Raw genomic sequence first — 17,396 nt, forward strand, 5'->3', positions numbered from 1 at the left:
CCATGGGATACAATTCGGTTTTCGCCCCTGATCTGTTCGCAGGCAAGACCATCATCGTCACTGGCGGCGGCTCGGGTATCGGCCGGTGCACAGCGCATGAGCTCGCCTATCTCGGCGCCAATGTCGTGATCGTCGGGCGCAATCCCGAAAAGCTCGAGACCGTCACCCGCGAGATCACCGAGGACGGCGGCAAGGTCACCGCCATGACCTGCGATATCCGCGACGAGACCCAGGTGAGCTCCGTCATCGACGACACTCTCGAGACGTTCGGGGCCATCAACGGACTGGTGAACAATGCGGGCGGTCAATACCGCACCGAGTTGAAGACGATCTCGACCAAGGGCTTCGAGGCGGTTGTGCGCAACAATCTGACCGGCGGCTTCATCTTCATGCGCGAGATCTATCTGCGATGGATGGAGGCCCATGGGGGCTCCATCGTCAACATCATCGCCGACATCTGGAACGGATGGCCGGAAATGGGGCATTCGGGTGCCTCGCGCGGCGGCATGCTGACGCTCAGCGAGACCGCCGCCTGCGAATGGGCTCATTCCGGCGTGCGGGTGAACACCGTGGCACCGGGCGGAATCGCTTCGAGCGGTTTCGACACCTATCCGCCGGAGATCGGCCCGCGGCTTCGCGAATATGCCGCGAAGGTCCCGCTGCCACGCTACGGAACCGAGTCCGAAATCTCGGCGGCAATCATTTATCTGCTTTCGCCCGCCGCTGCCTATATCACCGGCACATGCATCCGCGTCGACGGCGGCGCGCCCAACCTGCGCCAGACATGGACGCAGAAATACGAACCCACGAACATCCCCGAATACAACGGCTTTCACCGCGCCGTGCAGCCGGAGGTGCTGAAACAGCGGTAGCGGCCGTTCGGGAACACGCACGGGCCAGGGCTGGAGGAGCCCAAGCCATCTGCCCAAACCATCTGCCCAAACCATCTGAAGGAGGAACAGATGAACGCGCATCCCAAATTCACCGAGAGCTACTTCCCGAAATACGAAACGGGACCTCTCATCGAAAGCACGCTCGGCGATCTCATGCTGAGGAACGCCGAGGCGGTTCCGGATCGCCTGGCGCTCATCGAGGGCGTAGCCGATCCGTCCCGGCGTCGCCGCTGGAGCTATCGTCAGCTCGTCGACGAGGCATTGTCCTGCGCGAGAGGGCTCCTGAAGCATTTCAAGCCGGGCGACCGTGTCGGCCTGCTGGCTCCTGAAACGCCCGAGTGGGTGATCTTCCAGCACGGCATGAGTTTTGCCGGCCTCATCATCGTGCCGATCAATCCGGCATACACGGCGCGCGAAGTCGCCTTCATCCTGGGCAACGCGAAAGCCGCCGGCGTTGTGTACGCCGACGAGTCGCGAGGTAAGAACCTCGCCGCGGTCGTGGAGGAGGTGCAGGGACAGCTCGACCATCTACACAGCGCAGTCAATGTCGCGGACCTGGCGACATTGCAGGCCGCAGGAGATCCAGCCACGCCGCTGCCCCTGCAGAATCCCGGCCAGGTCATGCAGATCCAGTATACATCAGGCACGACCGGATTCCCCAAGGGGGCCTGCCTCCATCACCGAGGGGTCATCAACGCGGCGCATTTCATCGTGGAGCGAGCGGCTTTCCCGATCGGCGGCGTCTGGCTGAACTCCATGCCGATGTTCCATATCGGCGGCGCGGTGGTCTCCGAGATCGGCGTGTTCTCGCGTCAGGGCACCTTCGTCCTGATGCGCAGCTTCGACCCGGCGCTCTTCCTGGAACTGATCGAGGCTGAGAAGGTCAACTGTTCACTGATCGTGCCGACGATGATCCTGGCGCTCCTCAATCATCCGGACGCCAAGACGCGCGATCTCACCTCGTTCAACTCCATTCTGTCCGGTGCGGCGGCGGTTCCTGAAGCGCTGGTGAAGCGGGCAAAGGAGGCGTTCAACGTCGAGTTTGCCATCATGTACGGCCAGACGGAATCGAACGGGCCTTTCCTGGAAACCTTCACGACGGACAGCGACGAGCTGCAGTCGCAGACGATCGGGCGGCCGATCCCGCATGTCGAGGTCAAGGTCGTCGACGTGGCGACGATGCAGACTGCGCCCTTGAACACGGTGGGCGAGTATTGGGTTCGTGGCTTCAACACGATGACGGAATATTACGGACAGCCGGAAGCCACCCGGGCGGCGCTGACGGAAGAAGGCTGGCTGCGGACAGGCGATCTAGGAACAATGGACGAGAATGGCTATTTCCGTATCACCGGGCGGCTGAAGGAGATGATCATCCGCGGCGGAATGAACCTTTATCCGTCCGAGATCGAGAGCGTGCTGTTCGAGCACCCGGACGTCGCGCAGGTGGCGGTTGTCGGCCTGCCGGACGAGGCCTGGGGCGAGACGGTCGCGGCGATCATCCTGCCGAAGAACCAGGACAATCCCCCCCGTCCGGAAATGCTTTGGGCGTACTGCCGGCAGAACCTATCGCCGCAGAAGACACCGGAGCACTGGATCTTCGTAAAGGAATATCCCCTCACCGCGACGGGCAAGATCCAGAAGAACGTCCTGATGGAGTGGTACAAGGACGGCAAGCTGACGCCCACGTCATGGTCAAGGCCCGAACGCGACTCCAAGGTGGCCTGATGACTCGGGGTGCCAAGCCCGTCGCGCTGGTCACGGGCGCGGCGGGCGGCCTTGGAACGGCGATCGCGCATGCGCTTGCCGCAGCAGGCTTCAATTTGGTTCTAACCGATCGTGATGCGGAATCGCCCGCCGCCCTCAAGGCCGACCTGGAGAGGTCCGATGCATCGGTGGACGTGATCGCGTATGATCTGGTCGATGACAGGATGCGGGAGCGTTTCACCGACTCTGTCTTCTACAGTTTTGGCAGGCTAGACTGCCTGGTGAACAATGCCGGCGTTTCCGTGCTGTCGCGCGGCGACATCCTCGATGTCGGCACCGAAAGCTTCGACCGATGCGTCGCGGTCAATCTCAGGGCGCAATTCTTCCTGACTCAGGCTGTCGCGCGACGCATGATCAGGACGGATGCCGATCGGCGCCGAACAATCGTGACCGTGACCACGGTGGCGATCGAGCATAATGTTGGCAGCGTTCTCGCCGAGTACTGCATCTCCAAGGCTGGGCTTTCCCATTCCATCCAGCATTGGGCAGCGCGGCTCGAGCGGGAGGGAATCGACTGCTACGAAGTTCGCCCCGGCATGATGAAGACGGACATGACCGTGACCACCAGAGAGAAGTATGACGCCCTCATAGCGTCAGGCTTCGTGCCTGCGGGCCGCTGGGGGGAAGCCGCGGAAGTCGGCCGCGCAGTCGCGATGCTGGCACAGGGCGAATTAAGTTACGCCACCGGCCAGACCCTGCACATTGACGGAGGGATGCGATTCAAGGTCTTCTGACGGAGACTGTCGTCAGACGGGGCGCTTTCGCACGAGCGTTGTGACTTCGCCTGACACTGCAACGACGCCGTCCTGGGTGAGCAGTTCGACCCGGTCGATGACGATGCCCGCGTCGGGCCGGCTGCGGCTCTCGCGCTTTTCAATCGTCGTCCGGCGCGCCTGGACGGTTTCGCCGATCCTGACCGGACCGCGGAAGGCGATGTTGTTCCAGCCGAGCAGGGCGATCCCCGTGCCCACGAGATGACCGGCGCGGGTCACGAGGCCATGCGCCAGCGAAAGGTTCAGCATGCCATGGGCAATGCGCCCACCGAATTCGGTGCTGCGTGCATAGGCCTCGTTGGTGTGTAGTTCGCACAGGTCGCCGGTCATTCCGCCGAACAGGACCACATCCGCATCCGTGATCGTCCTCGACGGCGTGTAATGGACGCCGCCGGGTTCCTGGGCCTCGAACCAGCCGTCGGAATGCGGGGTGTAGGGTTGGACCACCGCCATCACGCTGCCGCCATTCGTCCGAGATAGCTTTGATGCAAGGCGGGATTGTCGCGCAATTCGTTGCCCGGACCTTCGGCGCGGACGCGGCCGACGGCCATCACATACCCATAATCGGCGAGCTGGAGCGCCTCGTCGGCATGCTGCTCGACCAGCAGGATCGTCAGGCCGTCGCTCCGCAGCTTCGCCAGAATATCGAAGATCTGGTCGACGATCATCGGCGCCAGGCCGAGAGAGGGCTCGTCGAGCATCAGCAGCTTCGGTTCGGCCATGAGGGCGCGCGAGATGGCGACCATCTGCTGCTCGCCGCCTGACATCGTGCCGGCCCGCTGGCCGATGCGCTGCTTCATGATCGGAAACAGGTCCAGCACATAGTCCAGGCGCTCCCGGTACCTGCGGGCCGAATCCGCTCCGCCGGCCAGCCGATGAAAACCGAGCTGAAGGTTCTCCTCGACCGTAAGCGGAGCGAAGAGTTGGCGGCCCTCGGGAACCTGCACGATCCCGAGTTCCACGACCTCGGCGGGCTTGTGGCCGGTGATGTCCTGCCCATCGAACCGGATCGTGCCGGAATAGGTCGGAACGAGCCGGGATATCGTGTTGACGATCGTCGATTTGCCGGCGCCGTTGGCGCCGACCACGGAAACGATCCTGCCTTGCGGGATTTCGATCGAGACGCCGTCGAGAGCGATGGATTTGCTGTAGCCAGCGACGATTTCTTCAAGCCGCAGCATCGGCTGCCCTCCGTCCGAAGTAGGCCGCGATCACGTCCCGGTTCCTGCTCACTTCTCCCGGCGTGCCGTCAGCGATCTTGGTCCCCTGGTCCATCACGACGATGGAGTCGCAGGCTCTCATGATGAAGTCGATGTCATGCTCGACCAGGAGCATCGTCAGCCCCCCTTTCCGCAGCAGGGCCAGCATATCGCCAAGATTGCGTGTCTCGGCGTCATTGAGGCCGGCCGCCGGCTCGTCCAGCATCAGCAGGACGGGCTCGGCCGCCAATGCCCGCGCGATGTCGACGAGGCGCAACTGGCCGAGGGTGAGCTGATCGATGCGGTGACCAGCGCGGTCGGCCAGACCCACGAAGGCCAGCAGCTCCATCGCCCGCTCGCGGCTGTGTCGCTCCTGCGCATGCAGTGACGGCAGCCGGGTCAGCGAGCGCAGAATGCCATCGGGGAACTTCGGGTGTAATCCGAGTTGCACGTTCTCGAGGACCGAGAGCCCGCGAAACAACCGCACGATCTGAAACGTGCGCGCCATCCCCATCGGGGACCGCATATGGGCAGGGTGCCCAGTTACGCATTCGCCGCGGAACCATATGTCGCCCGAGGTGGGAGGGCGCACGCCGGTGACCAGGTCGAACGTCGTCGACTTGCCGGCGCCGTTCGGCCCGATCAGGCCCTTCACCTCGCCGGCGGCTATGCCGAAGGAGACGTCGTTGACGGCGAAAAGGCCGCCGAAGCGCCGCGTCAGGCGGTCCACCCGGAGGATCGTTTCGCTTTGAGTCATGACGCGCCTCCGTTCACTTCCTGCGGGCGCTTCTGAAGGACCACATGGGGTTTGCGGGCACCGAACCAGTCGCGTCGCTCCAGGATGCCGGAAAGCCCATGCGGCAGGAAAAGCAGGAAGAGAAGAATGAACAGGCCGTAGACTACCGTTTCCAGCTCGCCGAACCGGGTGAGCACCTGGGGTAGGATCACCACGATGACCGACCCCAGTATGGGTCCGAAACGTGTCCCCAACCCGCCGACCACGACGATCGTCAGCATGGACACCAGCACGTGGAATTCGGAGAGGCTCGGGTCCACCCGCAGCGACGTTACGCCGAAGCAGACGCCGGCAATGGCGGCCGTCACTCCGGACAGGACGAGGATGGCGAGCTTGTAGCGCGTCACGCGGACGCCCAGGGCTTGTGCCGCGGTCTCGTCGTCGCGAATGGCCTGCATGGCGCGGCCGAGATGCGAACGGACCAGGAAGTCGTGCAGGAAAAGGACCGCTGCCGCCATGGCAAGCACGACGAAATAGATGCCGGTGCGGCCGATCTGCTCACCGTCCCATTGCAGTGGCGGGACGGCTACCCCGCTCTGGCCTCCCGTGAACTCGATCCAGCGATTGGCGACGCCGTTCTGGATGAGCATGAAAGCCAGCGTCGCCATCGCGAGATAGTGCGTGCGCAAGCGAAGCAGCGGCAGTCCGATGAGCAACGAAAGAATCGCGACAAAAACCAGCGACCCGAAAAAGGACGGCACCGGCGACCAGCCCAGCTTCACCTGCAGCATGGCGAAGGCATAGGCGCCGATGGCATAGAAGGCGGGCTGGCCGAGCGAGATCTGGCCGGAGAAGCCGTAGAGCAGGTTGAAGCCCATGCACAGGATCGCATAGATCCAGACCAGCATCGCCAGGCGCAGGTGAAAGCCGCTCGTGAGCACGAAGGGCAGGGCGATGCCCAGCGCCAGGATGCACAGGACCGGGATGATAGTGGGCGCCCTCGGCGCCTCCGGAATGCTTCTTCCGATCATGTCAGCGACGCTCCGCTTCATAGTCGCCGAGCAGTCCGTAGGGACGGACGATCAGCATGAGAAGGATCAGGACGAAGATCGCCGGTTCGGCGTAGAGCGAAGTGCCGTAGCCGGCCATCAGGGCCTCCATCATGCCGATGGCGATGCCGCCGGCGGCCGCCGCGAAAGGAGAGCCCAGTCCACCGAGAATCGCCGCCATGAAGCCTTTCACGGTCAGGAGCAGACCCATGCCGACATGCCCGCCGAGCAGAGGACCGACCAGCATGCCGGCGATGCCGGAGATGGAGGCGGAGAAGATGAAGGAGAATTGGACGATACGCTCGGAACGGATGCCCATAAGGAGGGCGACACGCGGATCGACGCCCGTCGCGCGGACCGACAGTCCGAAGCGCGTGCGGTATAGGATGAACCAGGTCAGCAGGATGAAGACGAGGAAGACGACGATCAGCGAGATCTGCTGCAGGTTGGTGATGAGGAAGCCGAGTCGAACCGGGTCGAGCGACAGGATCGGGGGCACGTAGCGCTGGTCCGGGCCCCAGAGGAGAAAGGCCAGGCCGTAGACGACGATGGCACCGGCGAGGGTCCCGATCATGATCGTCAAGGGGGCTGCTTTGCGACGCACCAGGGGACGATAGATGCCGTAGTCGAGGCCCAGCGCTGCAATCACCACGACGGCGAGCATCGCCGCCGCGGCGATCGGCCATGGCAGCGAGAAGGTCACCATGAAGAGCACGGCGCTCATCGCGCCCAGCATCACGAATTCGCCCTGGGCAAAGTTGATGACGCGCGAAGAGCCGTAGATGACCGACAGCGACAGGCCGATCAGTCCGTAGACGCTGCCATTGGTTAGCCCTGCGAGCAGCAGGTATGTGAGTTTCATGTGCATGGCTGAAGGTCCGCTTTCGAGGCAGGCTCGGCGGGGGCTTGGTCGAGAGCCCCGCGCAGTCTTGAACCGGCTACTTCTTTAGCGCGGCGGCCGTGTCCACGGCCTCGATCGCCTGACCGTTCTCAGCCACCTTCACGAAGACGAAGAAACCGTCGTCCGTCGGCCCGTGGTGGCTCTTGGAGAACTGGTAGCCGCCCTTCGACGTGCCTTGCAGGCCGGTGAAATCGCCGTGTCGGGTCGTGGCGTCGCGGATCGCGTCACGTGCTGCCTGGATGTCGCCGGACTTGACGGCTTCCTGCACCTTCTCGTCCTTGAGCACGGCTACGGCCAGGGTACCGGCGTCGTAGCCTTGCGCCGGCGAAGGGGACACGGCGAGCGGACCGTATTTCGCGGAGTAATCCTTGAAGAATTCCGCCACTTCCGGCCGGGTCGTATCGACGGAGGAGGGGACCAGGACGTCGTTGCCTGTCTCCGCGGCGAGCTCGCGGAACGCCTTCATGATGCCTACCCGAGGCATGATGACAGGCTGCTCCAGGCCCATCTGGCGGATCGTACGGACGACCCGTGCGCCGTCGGCGGGATAGGGATAGACGAGAATGGCCTCCGGATCAGTCTGCATGATGTTGATGACCTGAGGCGATACGTCGGTCGCCGCGACGTCGTAAGTCTGCTGCGTGGTGATCGCTATGCCCTTCTTGCCGAGTTCGGCGGTGGCCGACGCGGCGCCGGAGATGCCGAACGGCACGGAGTTGTTGATGATCGCCACCTTCTTGACGCCGTTGGCGGCCAGTGCGTCCGCCACCGCGATCGAGTCCTGGGTCACCTTTGGACCGAAGCGGTACTGATAGTTGGCGTTGTCCGTCACCTCAGGAGCCGCTGCCGCCAGGATGTAGAGCGGGACCTTGTTCTGGTTCGCGACGGTGACGAGCGAGTTGGCGACGGCGGATGGGCTGCCGCCTATGACCAGCAGGCCGGCGTCGTCCTCGGCGCAGCGCGTGCCGAAATTCGCCGCGAGTTGCGGATCGGTCTTGGTGTCATAGGTGATCAGCTCGATCTTCTGCCCCTCGATGCCGCCCGCCTCGTTCAGTGGATCCAGTACCATTTTGAGGCCGTTCAGGCTTTCGATACCGGTATCCGCGGCGGACCCGGAGCGATCATCGATATGGCAGATGACCAGCTTGAGCGGGTCGGCGAATGTCGCGCCGACGCCAAGGGCGAGCGTGGCGGCGACTGCGGCGGTGGAACGGAAAAGATAATGGCTGATGCGTTGCATTGGCTTCCTCCCAGGCGCGTTTTCTCGCGGAACGCGTGACGCGAACGACGACCAAAGTGCCCGGCATCCTCCATGCCGATCGGTGCGCCGAATAATTTGATATGCTATCGTACGATGTGCCTTCGCACAAGTTTTTTCGATCGTCATTTGGTTGCGTGGTGATGAAAGGTCATCAGAAGGATGACCCTTGGAGAGGGTTTGCAATGTGCAGTGCAAGAGGATTGTCGCCGGTCTTTTCGAACCATGGCATGCGACGAGGTAAGCGATACTCACTTATGTGCCGATACGCCAGGCGGCATAAAGCCCACCTGCACCTTGCCCAGTTCAGGCGGGCCGGCGCCGTGCGAAACGAGTCAGCGCGGCCCGGGTGGACATGGTTGAGGAGGACGTGGCTGCCGTGAGCGTGCTGACGGGGCCGCGTCTTGCTGCAGGGGAGGCCATAACGGCGAAGGGCGCCCACCGGCCGGGCTTGCTTTCGCTCGCCAGAGGAAATGGCCGGTGGACGCGAGGTCGGTGTCAGCGTCGCCTTCTAGGCTGAAAGCAGCGCGGCCACGGACCGGTTCAATGGGCGCGGGCCGCGTCTGCCGTGGCGCCCGGCTTGACGGGATGTTTCTCGCGAGGGTCGATGGCGAATTCGGGCACGCCCCGGCAACCCGGAACGCAGGCCTTGTCGGCCGCCATCTTATCCTCGTGTGCCATGTCTTCCTGTTCGGAGATCAGGAGGTGCCTGTTTTCGACCTTGTAGTCGTCGAGCCCGATGAGGGCCGCGCCCAGGGCGCCGGCAATCTGCGGATTGTCCGGGAGGATCAGGGGGAGCTGCATCTCGGCCTCGATGTAGTGCACGGCCGCCGGGTTCTTCGCCACGCCGCCCGTCATCACCACCGGTCCCTTCTTTCCGACGCGGCCGACGAGGCCGAGCGTGCGGGTCGCGATCGCCTTGTGGACGGCGCCGAGAACGTCGGATTTGGGATGGCCTTCGGCGAGCAGGGAGATCACTTCGGTCTCGGCGAAGGTGGCGCACATGGAGGAGATCTTGAGCTTCTCCTTGGCCTGAAGGGCGACACCGCCCATCTCTTCCAGCTCGATCTCCATGGCGCGAGCCAGCACTTCGAGGAACTTGCCCGTGCCGGCCGCGCAGCGATCGTTCATGGCGAACTGGGCCACCAGGCCGTTTGAGTCCACGGAGATGACCTTGCTGTCCTGCCCGCCGATGTCGATGACCAGCCGCGCATCCGGCACCATGGCGACCGCGCCGCGGGCATGGCAGGTGATCTCGGTATAGTTCTTGTCCGCCTCGTCGAGCATGCGCCGGCCGTAGCCGGTCGATACCGTACGTCCCATGTCGGCCTGCGTCAGCCCGACGCGCTCGAGCGCGTCCTTCATCGATTGCTTGACGCCGTTGCCCGAGACCGCGCCCATATGGGCGACTGCGTGGGCGACGATGTTGCCCTTCAGGTCGAGGATGACCGTCTTGGCCGTGGTGGAGCCGAAGTCGACGCCCATCACATGCTGTTTCATTCGTCCGCTCCTCTTGCTGTCCGTTCGCCGCTCACGCTGCGACCATGCGGCGGGACTCGATCGCCTCCAGCATCGCTTCGACGCGGCTGTTCAATAGTTCGTCCTTGTAGAAGCTCTCGTCGGTCACATCGCCCTCGAACATCGAGCTCGGGATGCCGAGCTGCCTGTGGGCCGCGTCCGCGATCATGAACTGCGGGTTGGTGAAGGCGCGGCAGGTGCGCGAGGCGTGGATGACCATGCCGTCGACCTTGAACTTCCGGCAGAGCCCCATGATCAGGTCGATAAGAATGGGCGCGGCGTGGTTGTTGGGGCAGATCAGGTAGTTCTGCGCCATGCCCCGCACCGGCTTGCCCGGATCGATGAGGCCGGGCTCCTGCCAGAAGGCCATATGAGTATAGCGCCCCGCCACGACCGCGGCGTCCCAGCGGGCGAACTTGTTGGCGAGCCAGCCGACCTTGTTCCAGTTCATGATGCCGTCGAAGAACAGGCGGTACTTCTCGTCCGGCACCGCGCCCTCGCCGTCGCGCACGCGCTGCTTGACCTCTTCGAGGACCGTCTCGAAATACTGCTTCACGCCCGGCACGGGCAGGTTGTTGATCGGGGCGATGGAGACGACCCAGTCGAAGAAGCTCGCAGGTGCGGGCTGCGCCGTGCACAGCTCCATCGCTTCAAGGCGCAGTTCGGATGCGCGCTTGATGTCGGCCATCAGTTCGTGGAGCCTGTCCCAAGGATAAGGCTTTCCGGTGCGCTCCTCGATGAACTTCACCATGTCGTGGAGCTGGCGCTCGACATAGTCCGATGTCTCTTCCCATTCCTGGCCGCGCAGATAGCCCGCGTCCGGCTTGGAGCCCCAGATCCACGGCAGTGAGACGTTGAAGATCGGGATCTTCTTGCCGAAGACGCGGCTGGTCATCTCGTCCCATTGCTGGCCCGTCGAGCAATAGGCATAGGCCGAGATGATCATGTCGGGTGCCGGCAGCTTCCAGGTGAGATCGTCCTCGTCGGGCGTGGCGCCGGCATTGTCGCCGCGCAGGCGCTGGTTCGACACCGCGCACCCCAGATGCGTGCGGGCATAGGAACAGAGCTCGCGCATGTAGCCGCGCTCCTCCGCGACGCGCTGTGCCGTTCCTTCCTGGTGACGGGCGGCCAGCATGGCGGAGTAGGCCTCGCCATGAACCCAGCAGATGTCGGCCGCCTCGAGGAAGGGGTTGATGGCCGAGCCTTCGTACCAGCAGACCAGCTTGCCCTCTTCCTTGGCACGCCAGACCATCTCCCAATAATCGTTGACGAGCTTGCCGGCGATCCGGGTCGACTGCAGCTTGTTGGCCTTCTTCTCTTCGAAAGGTCTGACAGCGATGTTCATCTGGCGGGCTCCTCAGGCGGCTTGACGGTGCTTGACGACTTCGACGAAAGTTTCGACCCGGGTCTTCAGGCTCTCCAGCGCCATGCTTTCATGCTCCGTCTCGATGAGCAGATGCGGCATGCCGGCCTTCTCGAAGGCCTCCTTGACCTCGGGGTAGTAATACATGTGCGGTTCGCAGAACTTGGCCATCAGGACGATCATGCCCTGGGCCCGCTCGTCGCGCATGGCGTTGATGAGATAGGCGTCCCAGTCGACATTGTTCTGGACGCGGGTCGGGCAGGGTACGCCGGTGTTGCGGTCCATGTACCACCGCGCCAGACCCTTGATCGGGTCGCCTTCTTCGGGAACGTCCGTCGAGATGTAGCGGAAGCCGTGATAGAGATCGTCGCCGACGACCGTCACGCCGCATTCCTCGATCATCTCCAGCACTTCCGGCTTCGGCGCCTGGCAGAAATGACCCGACAGATGGAGGCGGACATTGCGGGTGGCGACGGCCGGCGCGGTTTCGTATTGGTGCAGAAGCTCCTCCAGCAGGGCCGTGTGCTCGCCCTTGTCCATGATCATCGAGGACTTGACCACATGCTGCATCTCGACCGATCCCATCGGCGCCGCGCCTGACTTGCGCATTTCGTAGAGCCGCCGGATCAGGCTGCGGTTCCTATTGAAGAGGCGGATCGAGCCGTGGAGCGCTTCGGCGGTGACGGGCCCGCCGACAAAATCCTCCAGCTCCGCCTTGAGCTTCGCGAAGCTCTCTTCCGAGCGGCCCTGGGTCCAGGGATCACACATCGACGAGATGAGCTGGAAGAAGATGACCCGCGTGTTGGCGAGCTGCATGCGGATCGCATCGGCCGCGCCGAGCAGTTGCACGCAGTGATCGCCGAACATGATGGCGTCGAGCACGTCGAAATCACCGCGCACGGCCTGGTCCACCATGGAGCGGGTGTAGCCGCAATAGAACGGGAACAGCAGACCGTGGCCGACGGTGATCTGGTCCTCGCTCTCCTGCAGGATCATCGGCAGCGTGTCGGCGGCATGGGCGAGTTCCCCGGGAAAGTTCATGGGAAAAGACCCGATCACTTTCCGTCCGGTTCTCTCCTTCCATGCTCTCGCGTAGCCGAGCGGGTCCCGGGCGGCTTCCGCAAAGCGGTCGATGATCGTTCGTCTGTCCAAGGCTGGCTCCGGAATTTGTCGTCTGGCTCGCTCTAGTACGAAGTGAGTTTAAATCACTTAATGTAGGAGTCAAGAGAGATAGTACGCTAGATCTACAATTGACATATGGCGGCATGAATGTCCAGATACGTGGCTAAGTCCAAATTCGCCGCCGCGTGTGAAAGACAGGAATCCAGGTGGTTAGTCAAACTCAACAGGAGAATTCCATGGGCCCCTTGAAGGGTGTGCGGGTGGTCGAGATGTCGAACATCGGACCGGGGCCGTTCTGCGGCATGCTGTTCGCCGATCTCGGGGCGGAGGTCGTCAGCGTGCAGCGTCTCGCCGCCGACGATCTCGGCTTCGACATCGCGCGGCGCTACGATCTCCTCAACCGTTCCAAGCAGGCGGTGGCGGTGGACCTGAAAGCGCCCGAAGGCGTGGCGGCGGTCATGGACATGATCGCCACGGCCGACGTCCTCGTCGAGGGCTTCCGGCCCGGCGTGATGGAGCGTCTGGGATTGGGGCCGGAGACCTGCCTGGCGACCAATCCGAAGCTCGTCTACGGCCGCATGACGGGCTGGGGGCAAGAGGGGCCACTCGCGCAGACGGCCGGTCACGACATCAACTACATCGCAATGGCGGGCGCGCTCGCGGCGATCGGGCCGAAGGGCCAGAAGCCGGCGGTTCCGCTCAATCTGGTGGGCGATTTCGCCGGCGGCTCGCTCTATCTCGCCATGGGGCTTCTCGCGGCTCTCATCGAAGCGCGCCAGTCGGGCAAGGGGCAGGTGGTCGACGCCGCCATGATCGACGGCGCGGCGAACCTGATGACGATGCATCTCGGCTACCGGCAGGCGAGTTTCTGGAACCTCGAACGTGGCACCAATTCGGTCGACGGCGGATCGCCGTGGTATACGACCTACGAAACGAAGGATAACCGATGGATGGCAGTCGGCGCGGTGGAGAAGCGCTTCTATCGCGAGTTCATCCGGAGGCTGGGGCTGCAAGACGCCTCACTGCCCGGGCAGTACGATCAGTCGCGCTGGGATGAATTGCACAACATCATCGCGGCGGAATTCGCCAAGAGGACGCGTTCGGAATGGGAAGCCGTGTTTGAGGGGTCGGATGCTTGCGTCTCTCCTGTCCTCGACATGGACGAGGCGCCCAAGCACCCGGCCGCCAATGCCCGCGCGACATTCGTCGATCGCGAAGGCGTGACGGAGCCGGCGCCTGCGCCGAGATTCAGTCGCACGCCCGCCTCGATCAGAAACGCGCCGCCGGATGCGCGCGCGACCACGCCATCGGTTCTCTCGGCCTGGGGTATCTCAGGGAAGCGAATCGAGCAGCTCGCCGCTGCGGGCGTGATTCCACCGCTGCCGGGCTGATCAGCGTTTTGCGCCGACCTGCTTCTTTAGCGAAGCTGTGACCTTCTCGAGCATGGCGACCGCTTCGGAAAGGTGTTCGCCTTCGAGCTGCGGGGCCATGATGCCGCCGAGGATGACCTCGGTGATCCAGTCCGCCGAGTCGTCGACCGAGAAATCGCCCTCGCGTCGCAGGTAGGCCCAGGTCTGGTGCTCTATCGCGCCGAAGACCATGTCTCGCATGAGCCGGAGAGGGATGTCCGTCCGCACGAGCCCCTTGGCACGGCCGTCCTCGACGACGCTCATCACCCGTGCGACGACCTCCCGGTTCTGTTGGTAGATGCGCATGGTCCTGTAGGCGGGATCCGCCCGCAGTTCCATCAGCACAAAGCGCGACAAGGCAGGCTCGCGGCGAATGAACGACAGCGCCCACCAGATCGCGTGGTAGAGCCGATCCCGAAGTGGGCCGCTGGTCCGCGCGGGATAGTCCTCGGTCAGGAACTCCTCGAACCAGTCCTCCGTCAGCTTGATGAGCAGGTCGCGTTTGGTCGGGAAATATTTGTAGATGGTCGCCTCGGAGGTGCCGCAGCGTTCCGCCACTTCCGACGTGAGGAATTGTTCGAAGCCCCGATCGCGCAGCACCGAGCGCGCGGTCTGAAGTATGACGGCGACGCGCTGGTCTCGCGGCAAACGCCGCGCGGCGGCGCGGAGGGCGGGCTTGGGCTGCATCGGTGACTCCGGTCGGCTTCGGCTGGAGAATCCATGCACCACGCGGCCGCGCCTGTCCATCACGCCGCGGGGCTGGCCTCCCGTACGTCCTTCATGCGTTGGGGAATAAATCCCCCAGGGTGCTGCCGCTCGGTGCCTTATGACCGCTGATGCGGTAAATGCTGCTTGAACGGAAGACAAGCCTGTCGCCTGCTGTCGCCACCGTCTGCTGGAAAAGCGTCATCTTCGTTGCCCGAAGCAGGGTGGAACTGCTCTCCAGCCAATCGCCCAATATGGCGGGGGAGATATAGTCGATGGACATGTTGATCGTCGGCATCAGCACATACCGCAAAGAGGGTTCCTGCTGCTGACTGACATAGACCTGCATGTCGGCAAACGAGGCGAGGACGCCGCCGTGGCAGGTGTCGTGCGGGTTGATATGACGACGGCCGATGCGCATGCCGAGCCGCAGTTTCCCATCCACCAACTTCCCGTAGATCGGACCAAAGTAGACATTGAATCCCGTCCCGGTCGGCAAGGATTCGAAGCCCGGCGGGGGATCGTCGGAGATTTCATTCGCCAAGAGTTCGCCGATATACCGTTCGTTCATGACCGTTCCTTCCCGCAATGTGGTCGGCATGAAATCGTGATGATCGCGATCTGTCCAGAAATTAATTCGCTAGATCACTGTACGCATACGAATATATCTTGACCTTTGCTGACCTGGAAGGCAGATAGGTTGCCATTCGTGCACAGGAGGCTCCGGCATGATCGAGTGGATCAAAAGCGCCCCCGAACTCACAGATCCGGGCTACAGGCCAGGTGATGATCTCCGCCACCGGCCGGACGAGGGCGGCAAGGCGCGAGACTCGCTCTTCTGGCAGGTCATCATGCCGGATCATGAGCTGGGATTTCAGTGCTATCTCTATCTCACCGGCACAGGCAAGGCCGGCTTCAACCTCATCCTGTGGGGCAAGGACCGGAGACCGCATGTCCTGGAGCAGGTGCAGGGCGACGTGCCCGAGACGATGGATTTCGATGATCTCCAGCTGGCCGGCCTTCGCGTCCGACAGCCGGCCGACCAGAAGACCGCGCACATCTCTTTCGAAAGCGAGAAGGTGAGGCTGGACTACGGTTTCGAAGGCTTCCATGCCCCATTCAGCTATCGTTCCAATCCGGACGGTTTGCCGTCGTGGTTCGCCGACAACCGCCTGGAGCAGTCCGGCTGGGTGAAGGGTTTCATCGAGTGGGACGGCAGGCGCATCGAACTCGACCGCATCGGTCACCGTGATCATTCCTGGGGCGTGCGTCACTGGCAGGTGCCCCAGCATTGGAAATGGCTCGTCGCCTACACGCCCGACGCGTCCCGGATCGTCAATGCCTGGATCTGGATGGCCAAGGGCGAGTGGGGCGTGGGCGGCTATATCGTGCGCGACGGCGAACTGCTGCCGATCGCTTCCGTCAATCAGAAAGCCGTATTCGATGACGACATGACCCAGCGCAGCATCGACGTCACGATGACAGACATAAGGGGTGGCATCTGCGAAATGCAGATGGAGCGTTTCGGGCTGGTGAAACTGCCGACCGGCGGTCGCTACGCGACGATGATCATGGAGGCCGCCTGCCGCGCGACCATCGACGGCAAGCCGGCGGCGGGTCAGTTCGAATGCCAGTGGCCGCAATACTATCTCGACGCGATGATCGATTTGAACAAGCAGGCGCCATGAGCTGGAACTGGGATCAGGCGACGCTTGCCGCTCTCGAAGCCTTCCTTGCAGCCAGTGATCTGCTGGACGGGCCGCCGCAGCCGCGTCGCATCGGGGACGGCCATTCCAATCTCACCTATCTCATTCGGGTGCGCGGCGGCAACGCGGTGCTGCGCCGGCCCCCGCCTCCACCCGTGCCGAAGGGCGCCAACGACGTGTTGCGCGAGGCTCGTGTGCTGAAGGCGCTCCAGGGGCAGGACGTTCCGGCGCCGCGCGTGCTTGCTGTCGCGCAGGTCGGCGACGTGCTCGATGTGCCGTTCTATGTCATGGAGCATGTGCCGGGCCATGTCATAACCGACCGGCTGCCGGCGGCGTTCGATGGCGAGCGCGACGGAAGTGCCATCGCCTTCGGCCTTATCGAAGGGCTGGCGCGCCTGCATGCGGTCGACTGGCGCGCCTGCGGGTTGGAGGATTTCGGCCGACCGGCCGACTTCAACGCGCGCCATCTGAACCGGCTGGAAGGGCTGATGAACATGCGTGAGGGCTCCGCTCCCGCATGGCTGGCTGATATGGCCGCGCATCTCAAGTCGTCCGTGCCTCCGGAAGCGGGCGACGCCATCGTGCACAACGACTTCCGACTCGGCAATGTGATCTGGTCGCCATCCGGCCCGCCGCGGCTCCTAGCGATCCTCGACTGGGAACTCGCCACGATCGGCGACCCCTTGCTCGATCTCGGCTATACCGTCTGCTGCTATCCGGTGCGCGGCGAACAGATGAACCCGACACAGGAGTTGTCCGCAGCGATGCTCGCCACGAGCTTCCCGCCGCGGGAGGAGATCGTGGAACGTTATTGCACGATCACCGGCCGCGACGTCTCAAGGCTCGGCTGGTACGCCGCGATGGCGGCATGGAAACTCGCAGTGCTGTACGATTATCAGCACCGGTTGGGGCGCGACGTATATTATGCCGATGCCACGCAAGGGCCCCGCTTCATCGCCTCGGCGGAGAAGTTTGCGCGCTATTTCTGAAGGGGAATGGA

17 protein-coding genes are annotated in these 17,396 nt (G+C 63.4%); 6 read left to right on the forward strand and 11 right to left on the reverse strand.

Annotated features, from left to right (window positions below; translation table 11 throughout):
- Positions 1–2 precede the first annotated feature (2 nt).
- The 3 genes from JN280_RS15905 to JN280_RS15915 all read left to right on the forward strand — a co-directional run bounded on the left by JN280_RS15905 (position 3) and on the right by JN280_RS15915 (position 3,391).
- Entirely contained in the window at positions 3–872 is an 870-nt protein-coding gene (locus JN280_RS15905) for an SDR family oxidoreductase (RefSeq protein WP_202313449.1), read from the forward strand.
- Positions 873–962: 90 nt separating this feature from the next.
- The gene (locus JN280_RS15910) at positions 963–2,618 is read left to right on the forward strand and encodes a class I adenylate-forming enzyme family protein (RefSeq protein ID WP_202313451.1); all 1,656 of its coding nucleotides are present in this window, start codon (positions 963–965) and stop codon (positions 2,616–2,618) included.
- Complete coding sequence (locus JN280_RS15915; RefSeq protein ID WP_202313452.1) at positions 2,582–3,391, forward strand: 3-ketoacyl-ACP reductase; 810 nt, start codon at positions 2,582–2,584, stop codon at positions 3,389–3,391. The genes JN280_RS15910 and JN280_RS15915 overlap by 37 nt, the downstream gene beginning before the upstream one ends.
- Positions 3,392–3,403: 12 nt before the next feature.
- Here JN280_RS15915 and JN280_RS15920 read toward each other — a convergent pair whose 3' ends face one another.
- From JN280_RS15920 to JN280_RS15960, 9 genes are all read right to left on the reverse strand, one after another.
- Positions 3,404–3,883 carry a MaoC family dehydratase gene (locus JN280_RS15920; RefSeq protein WP_202313453.1) on the reverse strand — a complete coding sequence of 160 codons (480 nt, stop codon included), beginning with the start codon at positions 3,881–3,883 and terminating at the stop codon, positions 3,404–3,406.
- Positions 3,883–4,611 (reverse strand): ABC transporter ATP-binding protein, encoded by a 729-nt coding sequence (locus JN280_RS15925; RefSeq protein WP_202313454.1) that lies wholly within the window; start codon positions 4,609–4,611, stop codon positions 3,883–3,885. The genes JN280_RS15920 and JN280_RS15925 overlap by 1 nt, the downstream gene beginning before the upstream one ends.
- A complete protein-coding gene (locus JN280_RS15930) occupies positions 4,598–5,386 on the reverse strand; it encodes an ABC transporter ATP-binding protein (RefSeq protein ID WP_202313455.1) in 789 nt (262 codons plus the stop codon). The genes JN280_RS15925 and JN280_RS15930 overlap by 14 nt, the downstream gene beginning before the upstream one ends.
- A complete protein-coding gene (locus tag JN280_RS15935; RefSeq protein ID WP_202313456.1) occupies positions 5,383–6,396 on the reverse strand; it encodes a branched-chain amino acid ABC transporter permease in 1,014 nt (337 codons plus the stop codon). Before JN280_RS15935 ends, JN280_RS15930 begins: the two co-directional genes overlap by 4 nt.
- Position 6,397: 1 nt before the next feature.
- Complete coding sequence (locus JN280_RS15940) at positions 6,398–7,282, reverse strand: branched-chain amino acid ABC transporter permease (protein ID WP_202313457.1); 885 nt, start codon at positions 7,280–7,282, stop codon at positions 6,398–6,400.
- A 70-nt stretch (positions 7,283–7,352) separates the two neighbouring features.
- Positions 7,353–8,555, reverse strand: a complete 1,203-nt coding sequence (locus JN280_RS15945) for an ABC transporter substrate-binding protein (RefSeq protein ID WP_202313459.1) — start codon at positions 8,553–8,555, stop codon at positions 7,353–7,355.
- Positions 8,556–9,116: 561 nt separating this feature from the next.
- On the reverse strand, positions 9,117–10,073 hold the full coding sequence (locus JN280_RS15950; RefSeq protein WP_202313461.1) for an acyl-CoA dehydratase activase: 957 nt from the start codon (positions 10,071–10,073) through the stop codon (positions 9,117–9,119).
- Positions 10,074–10,104: 31 nt separating this feature from the next.
- Positions 10,105–11,436, reverse strand: a complete 1,332-nt coding sequence (locus tag JN280_RS15955) for a 2-hydroxyacyl-CoA dehydratase subunit D (RefSeq protein WP_202313462.1) — start codon at positions 11,434–11,436, stop codon at positions 10,105–10,107.
- Between the two features lie 12 nt (positions 11,437–11,448).
- On the reverse strand, positions 11,449–12,606 hold the full coding sequence (locus JN280_RS15960) for a 2-hydroxyacyl-CoA dehydratase subunit D (protein ID WP_202313463.1): 1,158 nt from the start codon (positions 12,604–12,606) through the stop codon (positions 11,449–11,451).
- 206 nt (positions 12,607–12,812) lie between these two features.
- Here JN280_RS15960 and JN280_RS15965 point away from each other — a divergent pair, with 206 nt between their 5' ends.
- A complete protein-coding gene (locus tag JN280_RS15965; RefSeq protein ID WP_202313464.1) occupies positions 12,813–13,967 on the forward strand; it encodes a CaiB/BaiF CoA transferase family protein in 1,155 nt (384 codons plus the stop codon).
- Here JN280_RS15965 and JN280_RS15970 read toward each other — a convergent pair whose 3' ends face one another.
- A complete protein-coding gene (locus JN280_RS15970) occupies positions 13,968–14,672 on the reverse strand; it encodes a TetR/AcrR family transcriptional regulator (protein ID WP_202313465.1) in 705 nt (234 codons plus the stop codon).
- Positions 14,673–14,763: 91 nt separating this feature from the next.
- A complete protein-coding gene (locus JN280_RS15975) occupies positions 14,764–15,261 on the reverse strand; it encodes a PaaI family thioesterase (protein WP_202313466.1) in 498 nt (165 codons plus the stop codon).
- 157 nt (positions 15,262–15,418) lie between these two features.
- On the opposite strand from JN280_RS15975, the gene JN280_RS15980 reads away from it, so the two are divergent.
- Both JN280_RS15980 and JN280_RS15985 read left to right on the forward strand, forming a co-directional pair.
- Entirely contained in the window at positions 15,419–16,378 is a 960-nt protein-coding gene (locus JN280_RS15980) for a DUF7064 domain-containing protein (protein WP_202313467.1), read from the forward strand.
- Positions 16,375–17,385 carry a phosphotransferase family protein gene (locus JN280_RS15985; RefSeq protein WP_202313468.1) on the forward strand — a complete coding sequence of 337 codons (1,011 nt, stop codon included), beginning with the start codon at positions 16,375–16,377 and terminating at the stop codon, positions 17,383–17,385. The genes JN280_RS15980 and JN280_RS15985 overlap by 4 nt, the downstream gene beginning before the upstream one ends.
- The last annotated feature ends 11 nt before the right edge of the window (positions 17,386–17,396 follow it).

Origin of the sequence: Mesorhizobium sp. L-8-10 (genome assembly GCF_016756635.1) — a bacterium.
Taxonomy (GTDB): domain Bacteria; phylum Pseudomonadota; class Alphaproteobacteria; order Rhizobiales; family Rhizobiaceae.